At 36.0% G+C, this 17,946-nt stretch carries 21 protein-coding genes and 2 other annotated features; of the genes, 7 read left to right on the forward strand and 14 right to left on the reverse strand.

The annotated features are described in order from the left end of the window. Nucleotides 1–4: 4 nt before the first annotated feature. The 3 genes from aroE to J4P91_RS05985 are packed head-to-tail and all read right to left on the reverse strand — an operon-like array spanning nucleotide 5 to nucleotide 2,476. Nucleotides 5–838: a shikimate dehydrogenase gene (aroE, locus tag J4P91_RS05975; RefSeq protein WP_017150750.1), complete on the reverse strand. Its 834-nt coding sequence runs from the start codon at nucleotides 836–838 to the stop codon at nucleotides 5–7. A 15-nt stretch (nucleotides 839–853) separates the two neighbouring features. Beyond that, nucleotides 854–1,960, reverse strand: coding sequence for a ribosome biogenesis GTPase YqeH (gene yqeH / locus J4P91_RS05980; RefSeq protein WP_207993234.1), 1,107 nt, complete (start codon nucleotides 1,958–1,960; stop codon nucleotides 854–856). Nucleotides 1,961–1,963: 3 nt separating this feature from the next. Continuing rightward, on the reverse strand, nucleotides 1,964–2,476 hold the full coding sequence (locus J4P91_RS05985; RefSeq protein ID WP_207993235.1) for a YqeG family HAD IIIA-type phosphatase: 513 nt from the start codon (nucleotides 2,474–2,476) through the stop codon (nucleotides 1,964–1,966). Between the two features lie 243 nt (nucleotides 2,477–2,719). Between J4P91_RS05985 and sda the strand changes: the two genes are divergently transcribed. Beyond that, a complete protein-coding gene (gene sda, locus J4P91_RS05990; protein ID WP_026589859.1) occupies nucleotides 2,720–2,875 on the forward strand; it encodes a sporulation histidine kinase inhibitor Sda in 156 nt (51 codons plus the stop codon). Nucleotides 2,876–3,039: 164 nt separating this feature from the next. Here the strand turns inward: sda and J4P91_RS05995 are convergent, their stop codons facing one another. The 4 genes from J4P91_RS05995 to rpmG all read right to left on the reverse strand — a co-directional run bounded on the left by J4P91_RS05995 (nucleotide 3,040) and on the right by rpmG (nucleotide 5,511). Next, nucleotides 3,040–3,822 carry a phosphatidylserine decarboxylase gene (locus J4P91_RS05995; protein ID WP_207993236.1) on the reverse strand — a complete coding sequence of 261 codons (783 nt, stop codon included), beginning with the start codon at nucleotides 3,820–3,822 and terminating at the stop codon, nucleotides 3,040–3,042. A gap of 307 nt (nucleotides 3,823–4,129) precedes the next feature. Then, complete coding sequence (sigK, locus tag J4P91_RS06000; RefSeq protein ID WP_207993237.1) at nucleotides 4,130–4,843, reverse strand: RNA polymerase sporulation sigma factor SigK; 714 nt, start codon at nucleotides 4,841–4,843, stop codon at nucleotides 4,130–4,132. A gap of 138 nt (nucleotides 4,844–4,981) precedes the next feature. After that, entirely contained in the window at nucleotides 4,982–5,257 is a 276-nt protein-coding gene (locus J4P91_RS06005) for a hypothetical protein (RefSeq protein ID WP_207993238.1), read from the reverse strand. A 104-nt stretch (nucleotides 5,258–5,361) separates the two neighbouring features. Next, entirely contained in the window at nucleotides 5,362–5,511 is a 150-nt protein-coding gene (gene rpmG / locus J4P91_RS06010; protein WP_001265619.1) for a 50S ribosomal protein L33, read from the reverse strand. A 357-nt stretch (nucleotides 5,512–5,868) separates the two neighbouring features. Here rpmG and J4P91_RS06015 point away from each other — a divergent pair, with 357 nt between their 5' ends. After that, the gene (locus J4P91_RS06015; RefSeq protein WP_207993239.1) at nucleotides 5,869–6,519 is read left to right on the forward strand and encodes a GTP pyrophosphokinase; all 651 of its coding nucleotides are present in this window, start codon (nucleotides 5,869–5,871) and stop codon (nucleotides 6,517–6,519) included. Between the two features lie 29 nt (nucleotides 6,520–6,548). Here J4P91_RS06015 and J4P91_RS06020 read toward each other — a convergent pair whose 3' ends face one another. Together J4P91_RS06020 and J4P91_RS06025 are read right to left on the reverse strand one after the other, a co-directional pair. Next, the gene (locus J4P91_RS06020) at nucleotides 6,549–7,028 is read right to left on the reverse strand and encodes a Cif family virulence factor (RefSeq protein ID WP_207993240.1); all 480 of its coding nucleotides are present in this window, start codon (nucleotides 7,026–7,028) and stop codon (nucleotides 6,549–6,551) included. Between the two features lie 60 nt (nucleotides 7,029–7,088). Continuing rightward, on the reverse strand, nucleotides 7,089–8,474 hold the full coding sequence (locus tag J4P91_RS06025; protein ID WP_207993241.1) for an alkaline phosphatase: 1,386 nt from the start codon (nucleotides 8,472–8,474) through the stop codon (nucleotides 7,089–7,091). 292 nt (nucleotides 8,475–8,766) lie between these two features. Here J4P91_RS06025 and J4P91_RS06030 point away from each other — a divergent pair, with 292 nt between their 5' ends. Then, complete coding sequence (locus J4P91_RS06030; RefSeq protein WP_207993242.1) at nucleotides 8,767–9,606, forward strand: GNAT family N-acetyltransferase; 840 nt, start codon at nucleotides 8,767–8,769, stop codon at nucleotides 9,604–9,606. 36 nt (nucleotides 9,607–9,642) lie between these two features. Further along, nucleotides 9,643–10,503 (forward strand): alpha/beta fold hydrolase, encoded by an 861-nt coding sequence (locus J4P91_RS06035; RefSeq protein WP_374192017.1) that lies wholly within the window; start codon nucleotides 9,643–9,645, stop codon nucleotides 10,501–10,503. 41 nt (nucleotides 10,504–10,544) lie between these two features. On the opposite strand, the gene J4P91_RS06040 is transcribed toward J4P91_RS06035, so the two are convergent. The 3 genes from J4P91_RS06040 to J4P91_RS06050 all read right to left on the reverse strand — a co-directional run bounded on the left by J4P91_RS06040 (nucleotide 10,545) and on the right by J4P91_RS06050 (nucleotide 12,433). Continuing rightward, nucleotides 10,545–11,045 (reverse strand): DoxX family protein, encoded by a 501-nt coding sequence (locus tag J4P91_RS06040; RefSeq protein ID WP_207993244.1) that lies wholly within the window; start codon nucleotides 11,043–11,045, stop codon nucleotides 10,545–10,547. Nucleotides 11,046–11,310: 265 nt separating this feature from the next. Continuing rightward, complete coding sequence (locus tag J4P91_RS06045; RefSeq protein WP_207993245.1) at nucleotides 11,311–11,844, reverse strand: delta-aminolevulinic acid dehydratase; 534 nt, start codon at nucleotides 11,842–11,844, stop codon at nucleotides 11,311–11,313. Nucleotides 11,845–11,857: 13 nt separating this feature from the next. Further along, nucleotides 11,858–12,433: a histidine phosphatase family protein gene (locus J4P91_RS06050; RefSeq protein WP_207993246.1), complete on the reverse strand. Its 576-nt coding sequence runs from the start codon at nucleotides 12,431–12,433 to the stop codon at nucleotides 11,858–11,860. A gap of 317 nt (nucleotides 12,434–12,750) precedes the next feature. On the opposite strand from J4P91_RS06050, the gene J4P91_RS06055 reads away from it, so the two are divergent. Beyond that, nucleotides 12,751–12,873, forward strand: coding sequence for a DUF4023 domain-containing protein (locus tag J4P91_RS06055; RefSeq protein WP_000071859.1), 123 nt, complete (start codon nucleotides 12,751–12,753; stop codon nucleotides 12,871–12,873). Nucleotides 12,874–12,973: 100 nt separating this feature from the next. Here the strand turns inward: J4P91_RS06055 and J4P91_RS06060 are convergent, their stop codons facing one another. Next, complete coding sequence (locus tag J4P91_RS06060; RefSeq protein WP_207993247.1) at nucleotides 12,974–14,212, reverse strand: TolB family protein; 1,239 nt, start codon at nucleotides 14,210–14,212, stop codon at nucleotides 12,974–12,976. A 129-nt stretch (nucleotides 14,213–14,341) separates the two neighbouring features. Next, nucleotides 14,342–14,569, forward strand: a binding site (T-box leader). Between the two features lie 52 nt (nucleotides 14,570–14,621). Further along, nucleotides 14,622–14,849 (forward strand) — a binding site (T-box leader). 162 nt (nucleotides 14,850–15,011) lie between these two features. Here J4P91_RS06060 and J4P91_RS06065 point away from each other — a divergent pair. Next, nucleotides 15,012–16,766 (forward strand): aromatic amino acid hydroxylase, encoded by a 1,755-nt coding sequence (locus J4P91_RS06065; RefSeq protein ID WP_207993248.1) that lies wholly within the window; start codon nucleotides 15,012–15,014, stop codon nucleotides 16,764–16,766. Next, nucleotides 16,747–17,058, forward strand: a complete 312-nt coding sequence (locus J4P91_RS06070; protein ID WP_017150733.1) for a 4a-hydroxytetrahydrobiopterin dehydratase — start codon at nucleotides 16,747–16,749, stop codon at nucleotides 17,056–17,058. Before J4P91_RS06065 ends, J4P91_RS06070 begins: the two co-directional genes overlap by 20 nt. Nucleotides 17,059–17,075: 17 nt before the next feature. On the opposite strand, the gene J4P91_RS06075 is transcribed toward J4P91_RS06070, so the two are convergent. Further along, nucleotides 17,076–17,933, reverse strand: a complete 858-nt coding sequence (locus J4P91_RS06075; protein ID WP_207993249.1) for a VOC family protein — start codon at nucleotides 17,931–17,933, stop codon at nucleotides 17,076–17,078. Between the last annotated feature and the right edge of the window lie 13 nt (nucleotides 17,934–17,946).

A 17,946-nucleotide genomic window follows, 5' to 3' on the forward strand; every position in this document is an offset into this window, starting at 1 on the left:
ATAGTTAGCCTCCAAGCTTTCTCATTACTAATTGTTTCATTCTTTCGATATTTGGCATATGTCCTGTCCACATTTCAAATGCAAGTGCTCCTTGATAAACAAACATATCTATTCCATTTTGCACAATGGCTCCTTTCGCTTTCGCATCTCGCAGAAGCTTTGTCTCAAATGGATTATAAATAATGTCCGAAACAATCGTTCCGTGTTTCAAAGATTGAATTTGCATCGGTGTACTTTGGACATGTGGATGCATTCCTATCGTTGTTGTATGAATGATAATATCATAATTTCCTTGTTCCTCTGTTGCTTGCTCTAATGAAAGAGCATGCGATGTAATCTTCGCTTGACATCCAGCGATAAGCTGATTTGCCTTTTCTACTGTTCGGTTGGCAATATCAATTACTTTTACACCTGCGTCTGCAAGTGAAAAGTAAATAGCGCGGCATGCTCCGCCTGCACCAAGTAATAAAATACGCTTTTGATAAAGCGGATCTTTACTAATCGATTGCAATGAACGAACATAACCAATTCCGTCTGTATTATAACCGATCAGCTTTCCCTCTCTATGAACGACCGTATTCACCGCACCAATTTGCTTTGCTAACGGATCAATTCCATCCAAGTATTTCATAATTGAAACTTTGTGAGGAGTCGTGACATTAAATCCCGATACTCCTAATGCCTTCAAGCCTTTCACCGCTTCCCCTAGCGTCTCTTCTTCTACAAGAAACGCATGATAATGAGCATCTATATTTAAGTCCTCAAATGCGTCGTTATGCATAAGTGGTGACAATGAATGTCCTATTGGATTTCCGATTACACCATATAACTGTTTCATAAATTCCTCTCCATATTAAATTAAAGATTTACGTAATGAAACACTAACTCCTTTTGGTACATGAGCCACAATCTTTGCCCCAGGCTCATTTACAGTAACCCATCCTAATCCAGAGAATACAACATCTGTTTTTGGCTCACGAATATTAAATTCGTATTTCACAAGCCCAGGCATATTTTCTAGTTCTTCTGGAGTTGGTGGATTTAATAATTCTCCAGCATGTTTTTCATACAATTCATCTGCTTTTTCAAGTTTTGTACGATGAATTGGTAAACGGTTTGATAAATGACAAGTGAACGCACGGCGACCACCACTAATATAATCAAATCGTGCTAATCCACCGAAGAATAATGTTTGTTCCTCGTTTAATTGGAATACCATCGGCTTGATTTCCTTTGTTGGTGTAATAAGCTTCAAGCTTTGCTTTCCAACGTAATGTGCCATTTGGTGGTGATTAATAATACCCGGTGTATCATATAAAGAAGATGTTTCATCTAATGGAATATCAATTAAATCAAGTGTTGTTCCTGGGAAATGAGATGTTGTAATTACATTCTCAGTTTCTTCACTAAATTCTTTAATCATGCGATTAATAAACGTGGATTTTCCAACATTCGTACACCCTACAACGTATACATCCTTACCACCGCGGTATTGTTCAATCGCCTCAGCAAGTTCACGGATACCTTGTCCTTTTGCTGCACTAATTAAAAAGACATCTTCTGGTTTTAATCCAAGTTGCTTTGCACTATAACGCATCCAATGTTTTACTTTATCATGCTTTACTGACTTTGGAATTAAATCCGATTTATTTCCAACAAGCAATACTTTGTTATTCCCTACAAAACGATGTAAGCCTGGTAACCAGCTACCATTGAAGTCAAAAATATCTACAATCTTGACAACAAGTGCATCTGATTGTCCAATTCCATTTAAAATACGCAAGAAATCATCATCTGTTAAAGACACATCTTGAATTTCATTATAGTTCTTTAAACGGAAACAACGTTGACAGATCACTTGTTCTTTCTCTAAAGATGAAGCTGGCGCATACCCGACTTCATTTTTATGCTCTGTTTGAATTTCTACACCGCAACCAATACATTTAATTGTTTCAGTCAAACTTTATTCCTCCCAGTTAATTAAACCTTTTTTCTTCATATTCCTCATAAGTCTGCGTTCAATCTTTCGATTAAATCGCGTTACTAGCCCGTCTGTTTGTGCTACTGGTACAACTAAAATCGTATGAAGACCAACACGATTTCCGCCTAGTACGTCCGTTAGCAATTGATCTCCAATTACTACTACTTCATCAGGTCTTAAATTCATTTTTTGCATGGCACGTTTAAACGCACGAACCAATGGTTTACGTGCACTATGAATAAACGGAATTCCAAGTGGATCTGCAAAGTCCTTTACTCGTTGCTCATTATTATTAGAAACGACCGTTACTTGAATGCCATGCTCTTTCATTTTTAAAAACCATTGTTCAAGCTTAGGTGTTGCATTAGGACGATCCCATTCAATTAAAGTGTTATCTAAGTCAGTGATAATACCTTTTATCCCGCGTTTTATTAAATCTTCTGGTTGAACATGATATACGTTTTTTACGTATTCATTTGGTAAAAATAATTTCAATTTCTTTCACCTCTTTGAGGAGTTTTCATAAAATTTTTCGACAACATTTTTCGATAAATAGATTGTGGATAACATTGTACACATTTTCCACATTAACTTTTCAGTTAATTCGCAATTTATTAACATTTCATACACATCTTATCCACGGTGATATGTGGATAACCAGTCGTTTGTGACTGTCATAATTTTTTGATACAGTAGATGCAACAAAGAACCTATCCTTATTATCGGAGGTGACTCACCTTGAAAATGAAACATATGGAACAGTTATCTACTGAGTTACTCACTGAGTCTTATTATAAAGCAAAAGAACTAAAATTAAATCCTGACTTCATTTTACTTATAAAACAAGAAATCATCCGGCGATCATTAGAGGACAAGCTTGCCAAATCGTCTTGAGTACATATAGATTACTGCTTCACCTGTAAAAAGAGCCATCCTCAAGATGGCTCTTTTATAAAATGAAACTTCCATCCTTGGGAACTTTTCACCTAGCACATAAGCCCATCTAACTTCTTGGTGCCCTCACAAGTTTGTGATAAAACTTTTACCGCCCGCTACCATCAAGATAAGCGAGTTGCAATTTTTTCACCAACGCAAAGTTCTTGGCCACTCGTTAGCGTTGAAACAACTTCAACCATTCCTTTTTCAAACAGTAAAACGACTGTTGAACCAAATGTAAAGTATGCCATCTCTTCACCTTTTTGAACAGTGTTTCTTTCATGAAGAAGTTCAATACTATTTACAAACATAGCTCCTACTTTTACAAGCGCCATATGTTGTCCTTCACTATCAACTTCTGTAACAGAACGATAATTCTTTGACAACGGCTCTTTTCCATATTTCATTCCTGCTGCGTTTACTGGATATGATTTTCTTCCAAGTACAAATCGCTCTGTCACAGTACCAGATAGCGGGCTATGAATACGATGATAATGACTTGGACTTAAATAAATAACCATATATGTACCGCCGGCATAACGCCTTGCTCGCTCTTCATTACCTAGCATATCCACAATCGAATAGCGCTTGCCTTTAATATCAAATGTTTTCGTTTCTTCAATAGGGCCATGATCAGCAAATACCCCATCAACAGGACTAACAATACTTGATGCCGCTGCATCTATTTCTCGTTTTCCTTCTTTCAACTTACGTGTAAATAATTCATGCAGCGTTCGATATTCCTTTAAATCCTTTTCCATCTCATCCTGATTCAATTGAAACGCTTTTGCATAAGACGAAAGAATAATGGAACTTAAGCGAGACTGTGCAAATTTACGTAATATATAAGAAGTAAAACGCCCGTTTGTAAGTTCGATCATGAGTCGATATAATGTACGTCGCAAACCGCGAAACCTCCTAATAAGTCTTAATGAACAATTAAGTTTAGCTTTCCCTTCTTTTCTTTCTATATCATACAGTGAAACTTCTGAAAGTGTTTTTTATGTTCACTTATTATAAACCAAGCCGATCGTACAAAAAGAAAGAATAGGTACCATTTCATTCTTAAATTCGTTAGCACCTTCTAATATTACAGATAGAACCCGTCATTTTCAACAGTGAACGTATATTTCTTCTTAGAGTTTCTTGTTTTATTCCCTTTTCATCAAAAGAAAAATGGCTGCGTTTGAACCGCAGCCATTTCACTCATCTTTATGCTTTTCCCTTCTTCTCCTTCTCCGCTCGCACAAATTCATGAAACATTTTCATCAGTGCCCGCTTCTCAATCCGGGAAACGTAACTTCTTGAAATCCCTAGTGCTTTCGCAATTTCCCGCTGCGTTTTTTCCTTATCAAGGCCAAGTCCAAACCTTTTTACAATCACTTCTTTCTCTCGTTCATCTAAAATATCGATATACTCCTTAATTTTTTCTAATTCCATGCTAAGCTGAATCATATCAATTACATCTTCAGATTCAGATTTCAAAATATCAATAAGTGATATTTCATTACCTTCTTTGTCCTGTCCAATCGGGTCATGAAGTGAAACGTCTTTTTTTGTTTTCTTCAGTACACGCAAATGCATTAAAATTTCATTTTCAATACAACGAGCTGCATATGTCGCAAGCTTCGTCCCTTTCCCTGCTGAATAACTCTCAATTGCCTTGATGAGCCCAATTGTTCCGATAGAAATTAAATCTTCCGCATCTTCACCTGTGTTTTCAAATTTCTTAACAATATGAGCCACAAGCCGTAAATTATGTTCAATTAAAAGATTTCTCGCGTGAGCATCACCCTGCTCCATCAGCTCTAAGTACTTTTTTTCATCATCTGATGACAATGGCTGTGGAAACGCATTGTTTTTAACATAAGAAACAAATACAAACACTTCGCGAACCATGTATCCAATTGCGGCGAATAGACTCAAACCCTTCACCTCCGCCAAAATAGTGGTCTTTACTATATGTATGTGGGCGTGGGGGTGTTTGTGTCTGTACCCATTTAAGAATGAAGATGCATAAAAAAATTCTTGTGGCATAACCACAAGAATTTCTTAAAACTTGTCCTATTTACTCCAAATTACCTCTCCTGTATGCGCATCAATATAGCGGATTTCTCGTCTCATGAAAGAAACAATATGATACGCTTCACCACTCTCAGTTGTCGTTTGTTTATAAATCAGTTCATATTTCGGTGTATCTGTATCATGATTTTCATGCCACTGTAATTCAACACGAAGAGCACTTCTATATGTTTGTAACGCCTGCTCTTTTCGTATTCTTGCACTTGTTTCATAAGTAAGTAACTCTTTTATTACACTTTGAGATATCCCACTATACATTGTAACGTCTCCTGTTTCTGTATCGATATTAATCCTAACCAATGAGCCCTCAACTGGAATGCCATTTATATATACATAAAAACAGCTAGATTTCTCTAGCTGCTTTACTTCGTTTCACGATGTAATGTTACTCGCTTTAATCGTGGACAGTATTTTTTTAGTTCAATACGTTCCGGATTATTTCGCTTATTCTTTTTCGTAATATAATTACGATCACCGCATTCTGTACAAGCTAATGTAATGTTTACACGCATATGTAGGCCTCCTTTTCTTTAAAGATCGCAACTAAAACGTAATGATTACGTTTTATACTATAAATGCTATTATTTGTTTTGTCAATTCGCCTTTTTAACAATCATTCTAAAAAGACAAAAAACTGAAACAATTAGTTCATACGAAATTCACATCAATCCATTACTATTAGAATTGTACATAATCAATTTACTAACAATCCAATTTATTGATATATGAAAACTACTTAGAAAGGAGTTAAAAATAATGAAAGCAAAATACCGTTTTATGATCTCATCATTTGCAGCATGCGCTTATATGATTTGGTATTTAGTATAATAAGCAACCTTATTTGCAAATATGAAAAGGTGTGTATATAAATGAAATATAATCAATCAACCGTTAACTATTGGAAAGCATTTGTATTACCTTATACATTCGCTTTAGAAGAGTTAAAAACAAAATTCGAAATTATGAACCGGGAAGCTCAATTTTTAGAGGACTATAACCCGTTTGAACATATAAAAACAAGATTGAAACAGCCTGAAAGCATCGTTAAAAAACTCGAGCGCAAAAATTTGGCACCAACGATTGAAAACGCGCAAACACATTTGCAAGATATTATCGGCATCCGAATTACATGCTGCTTCGTTGAAGATATTTACCACTTGAAACAAGTCATTGAAAATCGTGAAGATATGGAAATTGTAGAAGTAAAAGACTACATCGCTAACCCAAAGCAAAACGGATATAAAAGTTTGCATATGATTATTAAGTATCCACTAGCTTTAAATTCTGGTACAAAAGAAGTATTTGCGGAAATTCAATTGCGCACACTCGCTATGGACTTCTGGGCAAGTTTAGAGCATAAACTCTACTATAAATATGAAGGGAATATCCCCGATTATTTAAAAGATGAACTCCATGATGCTGCCATGAAAGCTGAAGAGCTTGATAATAAAATGGCAACCATTCGTCAAGATATTGATGAGATTGAAGCATGTTCCAACCAAATTTTACTACCATTATGAAAAAGGTTCTCCTCGTGCGAGAACCTTTTTTATTTCTTTTCTATCGTACGGACTTCTTCAATTTTCCAATGTACATCTTCTTTTCCTAGTGCATACCGTACCTTTTTCTGAAGGGAGCTTCCACTATCTATTTCTTTTTCTTCCGTTTCAACAATGACAAAATCACCTTTAGAACTTTTCACTTGAACACGATTCAATTCAATTTTCTTATTTTCTCTTTGAAATGCAGCTTCCTTTTGTGTTCGTAAATCTTCAGCACCAACAATTTTGCTCGAAAACAAAGCCATATGTTGATCGAAGTTCTTTTCGTTTGTCGTTTGAACAAACGCCTCAATCACACTTCGAACTTCTTTTTCATCTTCCGGTGTTACAAATTTCTTTGCTTCCTGTTTCACCGTGACGTCTTTCTTCTCTACCTCTTTTTTCTGCGTTTCTTGTTGAGATTGGCATCCTATTAATAATAATCCCATTGTAATAAAAACCCCTATTTTCTTAGTAAAATTTTTCATCCTATGTTCCTCCCCTAAAAAGAAAAAAAGCGAGGCGAAATGCCTCGCTTCCCTTCACAATTAGCGTCTACCTTTATTCGGGTCACCACCACCAACAATATCGAAGACACGTTTTGCTAAGTTTGTATTTTCTTGAACGCCAGAGAATAGATATTTACCTGGTCCGAATGCATATACGTTCACATCTTCACCAGTATGTCCGCCTGTTGTCCAGCCTGTAAATGAACGTTTATTGAAGATTTCTTCAATCGCATTATCAATTTTCGTTACATCTTTTGATGGAGCAATATCATTCACAGATTTAATTTCTTCTGGTGTTAATTGTAAATCAATATATTTTTTCAAAGTTTCTTCTACATTTGCACCTTTTGCGATTTCATTTGCCATAAAGTCTGGTGTGCGTTTTGCTGCTTTAATTGCATTTGCATTAAAGTTATATTCACCGTTTACACCTAGAGAGAATCCACCAGTAGAATGGTCCGCTGTTGCGACAACTAATGTATGCTTATCTTTTTTCGCGAATTCAATCGCTGCTTTATATGCTTTCTCGAAGTCTTCCATTTCACTCATAGCACCAACAACGTCATTATCATGTCCAGCCCAGTCAATTTGACTACCTTCTACCATTAAGAAGAAACCTTTATCGTTTTTATTTAAACGATTAATCGCTGCATTTGTCATTTCCTCTAATGAAGGTGTTTTTTCATTACGATCAATCATTTTATCTAAACCACCTGGTGCAAATAAACCAAGAATTTGATCATTTTTATCATTTAATAATTGCTCACGATCTGTTACATAGCTGTAACCAGACTTCTTGAACTCTTCTGTAAGATTGCGATCTTTTCTTACAAAGTTATTCATACCACCACCGAGAAGAACATCTACTTTATGTTTTCCATTAACTTTCTCATCAAAGTAATCATTTGCAATTGCATCCATATTTTTACGACTAATATCATGTGCACCGAAAGCCGCTGGCGTTGCATGTGTAATTTCAGAAGTCGCAACTAAACCTGTTGATTTCCCTTGTTCTTTTGCTTGTTCGAGCACTGTTTTTACTTCTGTCTTATCATTATCCACCGAAATTGCTGCATTATATGTTTTCACACCTGCTGCCATCGCTGTTGCCGCTGATGCAGAATCTGTAATATTTTGATGCTCATCTTCTGGATATGTTTTTTGGGCTCCTACAAGATGTTTATCAAATTCTGTTGAATCCATTTCAAACGATTTTGGATTATCTTTCATATAACGATGAGCAGTCATATACGAAGGTCCCATGCCATCCCCAATTAAAACAATTACATTCTTAATTTTTGGATCACTTGCTTTTCCGTCCGCTTTAATTACATCCGAACGTGTCACTCCCCACGTTACGACTGAAGTAAGTGCTAACGATGTCACAACCGCAAATGGCCATGCTTTCTTCATAAACTTTTTCACTTTTTATGTCCCCCTAATAGGTTATTAAGTTCCCAATACCCAATTTAACGGAAGACTATTAAGGACAAGTTAGTTATATGTAAACATTTTGTTAAGTTATGTAAATTTTCATTATAATTTGTATATCTTTGTCTTATATTATCAAGCTTTATCACCTTTATAAAACCGAAAGAATCTCGTGTGGATTTTTCAAAACTTTACATTATTGCTTTACATTCTCTCTATTTATAACTGAATATTTATTGTTTCATGATAAAATATTTCTACTAGATTAGAAATGTGGTGATTCAATATGCAAATACAAAAACTAAATGACTCTAGTATTTCACAGCTCATTTCTCTTTGCGAGACTGTTGGATGGTTACAGCCTAAATTATTTATGCGAAAACAATTTGAAATGTACCTGTCAATTGGAAGTTTATTTGGCTATACACATAATGAAAAACTGATTGCTACTGGCGGGGTATTCCCTTCCGAATCTGGATTTTCTTCTATCGGTATGCTAATGGCCCATCCCAATTTTCAAAAACAAGGACTTGGCCGCACTTTACTCGATGTTTGTGTAAAGCAAGCACCGTCTTCTCTTCCTGTTATGCTCATTGCAACAGATGCTGGTATGCCCTTGTACCAAACATACGGCTTTACGACAATTACAACAATCCATCGCTTTGAAAAATTTGTAACGAATCCATCTATGAATCCCTCTCATTTTAAGCAAATTGCACAGCATGATCTACACTCTCTCATTAAGCTTGATCAAATCGTAACAGGAGCACATCGTCCAAGGCTCTATTCAATATTACTAAATAGAGCAACACTCGCATTTAAAATTGAAAGAAACCATAGAATAGAATCTTTTGCACTATGTATACAAAAAGGAGATACACTCTGCATTACCCCTCTTATTGCAAAGCATGAAGAAGATGCAATCCAATTATTACAATCAATTTGTACGAGCTGGAACGGAACAATACGTATAGATGTTCCACATCCACAATTTACATTCCGAACACACTTGGAATCAAAAGAGTTTCAAGAAACACTTCTTTCACCTCTTATGATAAAAAACGGGAAACATCTCCCTGGAAATCGCGACCATTTATTTGCTATGATGGATGCAGCGCTATGTTAGAAAGGAGACACCTTCTTGAAGCAACTGAAGTCTTATATGGTTAGTTGCCTTGCTCTTACATTATTAGTGGGTTGTAATGCGACAGAAAAACCAGCTGAAGCAGTAAAACAAGTAAAAAATACAATTGAAACAAAACTAACAACAGATGAAAAAATGGTCGAAATAGATGGACAAACCATTTACTTTAAACAAATTGGTCAAAAGAAACCACCTTTACTTATGCTTCATGGGTTTGGCGGATCATCCGATGGCTTTCGTGATATTTATTCAGAACTAGCGAAAGACCATACGATTATCGCTATTGATATTTTAGGCTTTGGTCATTCTTCCAAGCCGATGGATTTTCACTACTCTTTTCCAAATCATGCCAATCTTTATTATAAGTTAATGAAAAAACTAGGCTATGATACATTTGCAGTACTTGGCCACTCTATGGGGGGAGAAATTTCTCTTAATTTAACATACCTATATCCAGCTGCAGTTACCCATCTCATTTTAACGGACGCGACTGGGGCTATATCATTAACGAACAGAAATGCTTCACCTAAACCACAGTTATCTAATGATTTACATACTGTTTCTTCTATTACAGATTATGATGAAAGCAAAGTGAAATTTAAGCGCGATGATACAGAACATTATAATCAAATGAAAATGTGGCCTAGACGCCTTCGTATTAATGCTAGTGAAATTAAACTTCCGACTTTAATTATTTGGGGCAGAAATGATAGTAGTGTGTCATGGAAAGAAGGCGAATCTTATCATCAGTTTTTAAAAAATAGCACATTTCATATTATAGAAAAAGGTTATCACGCACCATTTCGCCAAGAACCGAAAGAATTTATGGGCTATGTAAAAGAATTCTTTGAAAAAAATCCAATCCAAACAACAAAGTAACAAAAACGGGTATCTCACCTTTGAGATACCCGTTTCATATATTAAGCAGCTTGCTTTTGTCTCTTTTGATTTTTTGATCTTAATAATTTTGGTACAATCCAGCCATCAATTCCAATTTTTCCAGCATTCATACCAGCAACCAGAACGAACATAGACAAAATAACCATTTGTGGATTTACACCTATAGACCCACTAAACATATAGGAAAAGTTCATTACAAGGCCAAAAAAGACAGCTGTTTTCGTTAAACAACCTACAATTAAACCTATTCCAACTAGGATTTCTCCCCATGTTACAAGTGTGTTAAACATATCAACATTCGGAATTGCAAAATCTTGTAGAAATGATGCCCACCAAGATTGCACAGCTGGTTGCGCCCCTTTTGACTTTTCAATGGCTCCCTGTAAATAACCTGTCGCATCAAATCCTTTTCCCTGTAGTTTACCGATTCCAGCCATCAGCCATGTGTATCCCAGATAAACACGGATAACTGCTAGTACAAAAGAAACTGCTTTGTTTTCTCTTAAAAATTGAATAACCATATATTCCTCCTAAAGTTGTAATTAAGTTAGTTACAGGTAATATAATAACATTAGTTACTTATTTTTCAAACATTAATTATGAATAATTTGTGACGTTTTCATAGATTGTTAAAAACTAATATTTGTATAGTTACTTTTATTTCCCTGTAAAAACTTGAAAACATCATACCATAATTGATAAATATTTTCATTAAAGTTTTGTGAAAAAATTATGTGATAAATGTGAAACGTGCTTATCCTATATTCGGATAAACACGTTATTTCTTCACTTATATAATTGAAATGTTCGAGTCTCACCGTCTAATAATTTCGCATCTTGAAATGCATCATCTATTGTTTTTTGCTGGTTAATAATCCCGTAAAATAAACGTATTGTAAACATAAGTGCCGCATTTCCATCTACATAATCTGTTGAACCAACGTATGTTTTTGCACCGCTATCTAAAAATGCCTTCGCAAGTTTTGGGTCTCCTAAAGTACAGCCACTATTGATAATATATTTATTATGCAATCTTGCATATTGGTTAATTTCAGTTACACCAAAGTTCCCTCTCGGCTCATCTTCTTCATATACATCTTTACCTAATTCCCCCATTACAAATTCATCTTCATCACCATGAAAGCAAAAAATAATATACTCTATATCTTTATACAAAATTTCCCCTGAAAGAACATCCATCAAATCGCGCGGTCTGCCAATCCAATATGTAATAACTCTTGCTCCAAAATACTCAAGCGTCGCTCGAAGCGATTGTGCCTCTAAATCAGAATTATCACCAACTACTAATGCAATATTCAAATGAAAGCCTCCTTCATAAGTTCATTTCATATACACCTGTTTCTTCTAAGAAGTCTTCTCTTGTTAGTATTTGTTTTTGTAGATATTGTCTATATGCTGTGATTGTTCCATCATGTGAGACAATGCAGACTCTTTCTGCCTTTAATGTATAACACCAATTAATGAACTCATCCACTCTAGTTTGAAATCCCTTCTCTGAAATCGTATTGATTCCCTCGTTCCATAACATAATGTTTATACTTTCTCTTAAAGAAAAATTAGGAAATACATCTTGAATAACCTTTTTACTTAATAATCGATCACACGGTAATGTTCTTGCTTCTTCACGATAAGGAAAAATACGTGGAGAAATATAAGGATGTATTATTTTGCGACAAACTACTTGTGAGCTCCATATTGCGGCAGTTTGTAATGTTCGAAGCGTGGGGCTTGCGATTAATATATCGCTTTCTTGTAGTGGTAAACTGCTTTGAAGTAACAACGCTTGTTTTTCGCCTTCTTTTGTCAAAGGTGGATTTTCTAATTGCAAGCTCATCGGTAAATCTTTTGTATGTTTCCCTTCACCATGTCTTATGAAAATAAGTTTCATATTTTTATTCCTTTCCATAAAGTGAAACTTTAATTAGTGGGGGTTTTCTCCATCCCCCACTGATTATCAGCCCGCACCAATCGGGCTTTTACGGGCAGTTTATCTTCCACCTAACTTCTTTGCTTTCGCAGAGTTATTAGGTGGGAGTATTACTGCCCGTTAATGCGGGATAAAAAATGAAATAGATCATTTTTTTATTTCCATACCCTTTGGTCTTCCATATCCTTTTCTAAATTCCTTCCCGTGTCAACTCATGATTTCCCTTCCAAATGGTTATAGTAACAGAGATAAAACGAAACTCTGAGGAGGATATATCAATGAGCAACTCAAACGATTTTTTAGACACAATACACGAGAAACAAGCAAAAGACGAACAAAATAGAAAGCACCAAGGTAAAGGAAATCCTGGGAAAAAGAAACCAAATAAAACGCACAAATAACCGTTAAACATTATAAAGTAAAACTTCTATCAGCGAAGATCTTACTGCCCGCAAATAGCGGGATAAACAGAAAGAGCCACCTAAATTTCAGGTGGCTCTTTCAATCTTCTTTTACAGAAATAACATCTTCCCAATTCCATTTCTCATAATACCACGGAGGTACATCTATATTTTCAATCCATTTCTTCGCTCTTGATCCATCCCCATTCGCCGACCACATATCTGCCTTTTTACGATCAGAACGTATCCATGTCAGCTGATTCTCTCGTTTTACATAAAGCGGATTGTAATCTCCATATTTTGGGGAAGGAGTTGTGATTTGACGCTGTCGATTTGATTGAATATTTACTTGGTATAAAGAAGGCAATGACCTTTTTTCTTGCTCGTTTGACCATTCCATTTCCTTCGCTCTTGAAAGTGTAATAAGTTCATTATCCTGCCATGTAAAATCCCAATCGACATATCCTTTTGGAGTGAATTTTTCTTGCTGGAGGGCAGGTACTTCTTTTATTTTCAAATGTTTATTTTCTAACGCAAATCTCCCACTTCCCTCAATATATGCTAATATATTTTTCGTTGGAGCCCACCCAAACCATTTGCTATTTAAGAGCATTTCATCTACTCTTTCAAAACGACTTCCATCTGCCTTTAGAAAACATAGTGTATTACTATCCGCTGACCACGAAGCAGTTGGAACAGCTAAAAATGCAATCCATTTTTGATTTGGCGACCACTTAAATCTACTGGCAACATAAGCTAAAAAATCATCATGCTGACTTGGTAATGAATATAGATGCTTCATTTTATGCGGATTCATTCCAGCATCCTTTTGCACTTCGTATAACTGCGCTCCTGTCCAACCCGTCGGAAGCAACTGCGCCTCAGATGAAACAAGAAATTTCTTTCCATCTGGATACCATGCATAGTCTCCTACACCTGATGATACATTTTCAAATTTCGCATTCTTTTTTTCTGCATCAAATATATTTAACGTGCCTGTAAATTCAAATGCAATTGTGTTTTCTATCGGTGACCATTGGTAATTAATTGCTTCTGCATGAAACGGAACAACCTTTTTTCCATCCGCAATCCGGTACAATTCAAGCTGATTTTGTTCCTCCCCCTTTACATATGCAATCCATTTTCCATCGTGTGACCATTTTGGCTTTGTTATGTACTCTCCTTTTGTTATTTGTTTTTCTTTCCTATCAATTTTTATCCAGAGATCATGGTTACGAATAAATGCGACTTGTATATCTTTTGTTTCAGCTTGAACAGTAGGCACAGCTTCACATAAACGGTAAACACAAACAATCAAAACAATTATTTTTTTCCACATCTGTTCCTATCCTCCTATAGATAATTCTCACTTATCGTTCCCCTTATCTAATATTTAAATAAAATTATTGTTGACAACTTTTCAAATATAGTTTTATAATACAGAACATAGTTTAGTTGAACGAATTATATATCGGCTTTGAAGGAATCCTAGTAGCGACTTATATCCCTGAATCAGAGAACTGATGGTTGGTGCGAATCAGTACATATACAAGCGTGAATTACAATTCTGGAGCTTCTTTCCCGTAGTGCGAGTATGCATGAAGAGGAAGACGGATCTTTCCGTTATCTTAAAGTGAGTGGTAAACAATTTTTTGTTTACAAGTAGGGTGGTACCGCGATTTCTATCGTCCCTATCGGATTTTCCGATAGGGACTTTTTTGCGTCCTCCCCTTTTAAACAAATTTATATATTACGCGTTGAAAGAATCGCAGTAGTAACTTATATCCCTGTCTCAGAGAGCTGATGGTTGGTGCGAATCAGTGCATATACAAGTGCGAATTACAATTCTGGAGCTTCTTTTTCGTAGTGCTATTTATGCATGAAGGAAAAGACGGATCTTTCCGTTATCAGTAACTGAGAAGTAAGCATATTTTTGCTTACAAATAGGGTGGTACCGCGATTTTTTCGCCCCTATCGGACTTTCCGATAGGGGCTTTTTCTATTTCTCACAAAAACAAATGTTAAATAATTCCGAATCTTATGATAAAATTTTATAAACGCTTACAATATTTTGAAGGGGGTGATATACGAAAAAGTAACCGCAACAATTTTTACAGATAAAAAAGGAGGATGTATTAATGACAAAGAAAACAGAAATTCCATCACATTTAAAACCATTTGTATCCACGCAGCATTACGATCAGTACACACCGGTTAATCACGCTGTGTGGCGTTACATTATGAGACAAAACCATAACTTTTTAAAAGATGTTGCTCATCCAGCCTACGTTAACGGACTACAATCATCTGGTATTAATATAGATGCAATTCCAAAGGTTGAAGAAATGAATGAGTGTTTAGCACCAAGTGGTTGGGGCGCAGTAACGATTGACGGTCTTATTCCTGGCGTAGCGTTCTTTGATTTCCAAGGTCACGGATTATTACCAATTGCAACAGATATTCGTAAAGTGGAAAACATCGAGTATACACCGGCTCCTGATATCGTTCATGAAGCTGCTGGTCACGCACCGATTTTATTTGATCCTACATACGCAAAGTATGTAAAACGTTTCGGACAAATTGGAGCAAAAGCTTTCTCAACAAAAGAAGAACATGATGCCTTTGAAGCTGTACGCACGCTAACAATCGTGAAAGAAAGTCCAACTTCTACACCTGAAGAAGTTGCAGCTGCTGAAAACGAAGTAATTGAAAAACAAAAGCTTGTTTCCGGCTTATCAGAGGCAGAACAAATTTCTCGTCTCTTCTGGTGGACGGTCGAGTACGGATTAATTGGAGATATGGACAACCCTAAAATCTACGGAGCTGGCCTACTTTCTTCTGTTGGTGAAAGTAAGCATTGCTTAACAGACGCTGTAGAAAAAGTTCCATTCTCAATTGAAGCTTGTACAAAAACGACCTATGACGTTACAAAAATGCAACCTCAGCTATTTGTATGCGAGTCATTTGAAGAACTAACAGAAGCACTAGAGAGTTTCTCTGAAACAATGGCTTTCAAGACAGGTGGTGCAGAAGGATTAGAAAAAGCAATTCGTTCTGAAAATAATGCAACTGCTGAATTAAGTAGTGGATTACAAATTACAGGTACATTTGCAGAGACAATTCAAAATGATGCTGGTGAAGTGATTTACATGAAAACAAATACACCGACTGCATTAGCACTAAATAATAAACAATTATCAGATCATTCTACATCTGTACATCAAGATGGATTTGGCACACCAGTTGGTTTATTAGAAGGCAATGTCTCACTTGAGGATTGTACAGATACGGAGTTACAATCATTAGGCGTTATCATCGGTAACCGTGCGGAACTATCCTTTGCAAGCGGTGTTCATGTAAAAGGAATCGTAACGGATATTATGAAAAACGATGGGAAGATCGCTCTTATTTCATTTACGGATTGCACAGTTGTTTGGAACGACCGTTTATTATTTGATGCTTCATGGGGTTCGTTTGATATGGCAGTTGGTTCAAAAATCACTTCTGTATTTCCTGGTGCAGCAGATGCAGCTGCATTCTTCCCTACGGATGAAGAAGTAGAAGAAACACCCGCACCACTTACATTAACTGAGCTGGATCGTATGTATCAAACCGTTCGTGATATTCGAAATGAAGGTACATTACATGAAGCAAATGTAGAGCAGCTAATAGCGATTCAACAAATCTTGAACAAATTCTATGAAAAAGAATGGTTGCTTCGCCTTGAAATTTTAGAATTACTTTTAGAACATAACAAAGGACATGAAACATCCGCTGCATTATTACAAGAGCTGATTACTTTTGAAAATGAATCTGTACAACGTTTAATTAACAATGGCCTTGCCTTACTTCCAATAAAGGATGTGAAAAAGCATGCAACGACTAACAGATGAAGAAGTACAAGAGGAATTAATGAAGCTGGATAAATGGACAGTGAAAGATGAAAAATGGATTGAAAGAAAATATATGTTTTCCGACTACTTAAAAGGTGTCGAATTTGTCTCTGAAGCCGCCAAACTATCAGAAGAACACAATCACCATCCATTTATCCTTATCCAGTATAAAGCAGTCATTATTACTTTGTCATCCTGGAATGCAAAAGGTTTAACAAAACTTGATTTTGAGCTCGCGAGACAGTTTAATGAACTCTTTTTACAAAATGAAAAAGCGATTATAAGAAAATAAAAAAGAGAAGCCTTTCTTTAGGCTTCTCCTTTTACAATTAAATGAATACAATGACCAAATGGATCCTCTACTTGCAATATTCCATCTTTATACGTAGCAATAGCGCCAATATATTTTAAGCTTTCACACACTTGCTCTTTTTGTCTTTCATCTGCTAGTACAATCGTGAAATATTTCAAGCCAATGGAATTTGGTATTTGCTGCGGCACACCTTCACCTTGCCATGTGTTCAAACCAATATGGTGATGATATCCTCCTGCTGAAACAAATAATGCACCGTTACGAGCTGGAATTGTTACTTCAAACCCAAGTCCATCAACGTAAAAGCGTCTCGCCTCTTCTAAATCTGCTACATGAAAATGAACATGCCCCATTACTGTACCATTTGGGAATCCACTCCATGTACTTCCTTGTTCTAATAATCCTTCTCCATCTAATGGGTTACTAACAAATGGAAGCTCGCCCTTTTCATCACGCCACACTTCTCTTTGACGATCGTGATAAATTTCAATTCCATTTCCATCTGGATCAGATAAATAAATTGCTTCACTAAAATAGTGATCTGACCCGCCATGTAACGGATATACTTTCTGCACAAGATGAAGAAGAATATTTGCTAAATCTTGTCTACTTGGTAATAAGATTGCGTAGTGATATAAACCCGTGCGGCTTCTTTGTTTTGGAAGAGCGTTCTCTTTCTCTTCTATTATAAGAAGCGGTTCATTATCTTCATTACCAAGCGTAACAATCGTTGCCTCTTCTTTAATCACTTTCATTCGTAGTACATCTGTGTAAAACGCCAGCGACGCCTTTACATTCGATACATGTAGATATACAACACCAAGTGCCGTGTTGGGATGAAGTTGAAAGCTCATATTGTTATACCCC

Origin of the sequence: Bacillus sp. XF8 (genome assembly GCF_017498755.1) — a bacterium.
Classification (GTDB): domain Bacteria; phylum Bacillota; class Bacilli; order Bacillales; family Bacillaceae_G; genus Bacillus_A; species Bacillus_A bingmayongensis.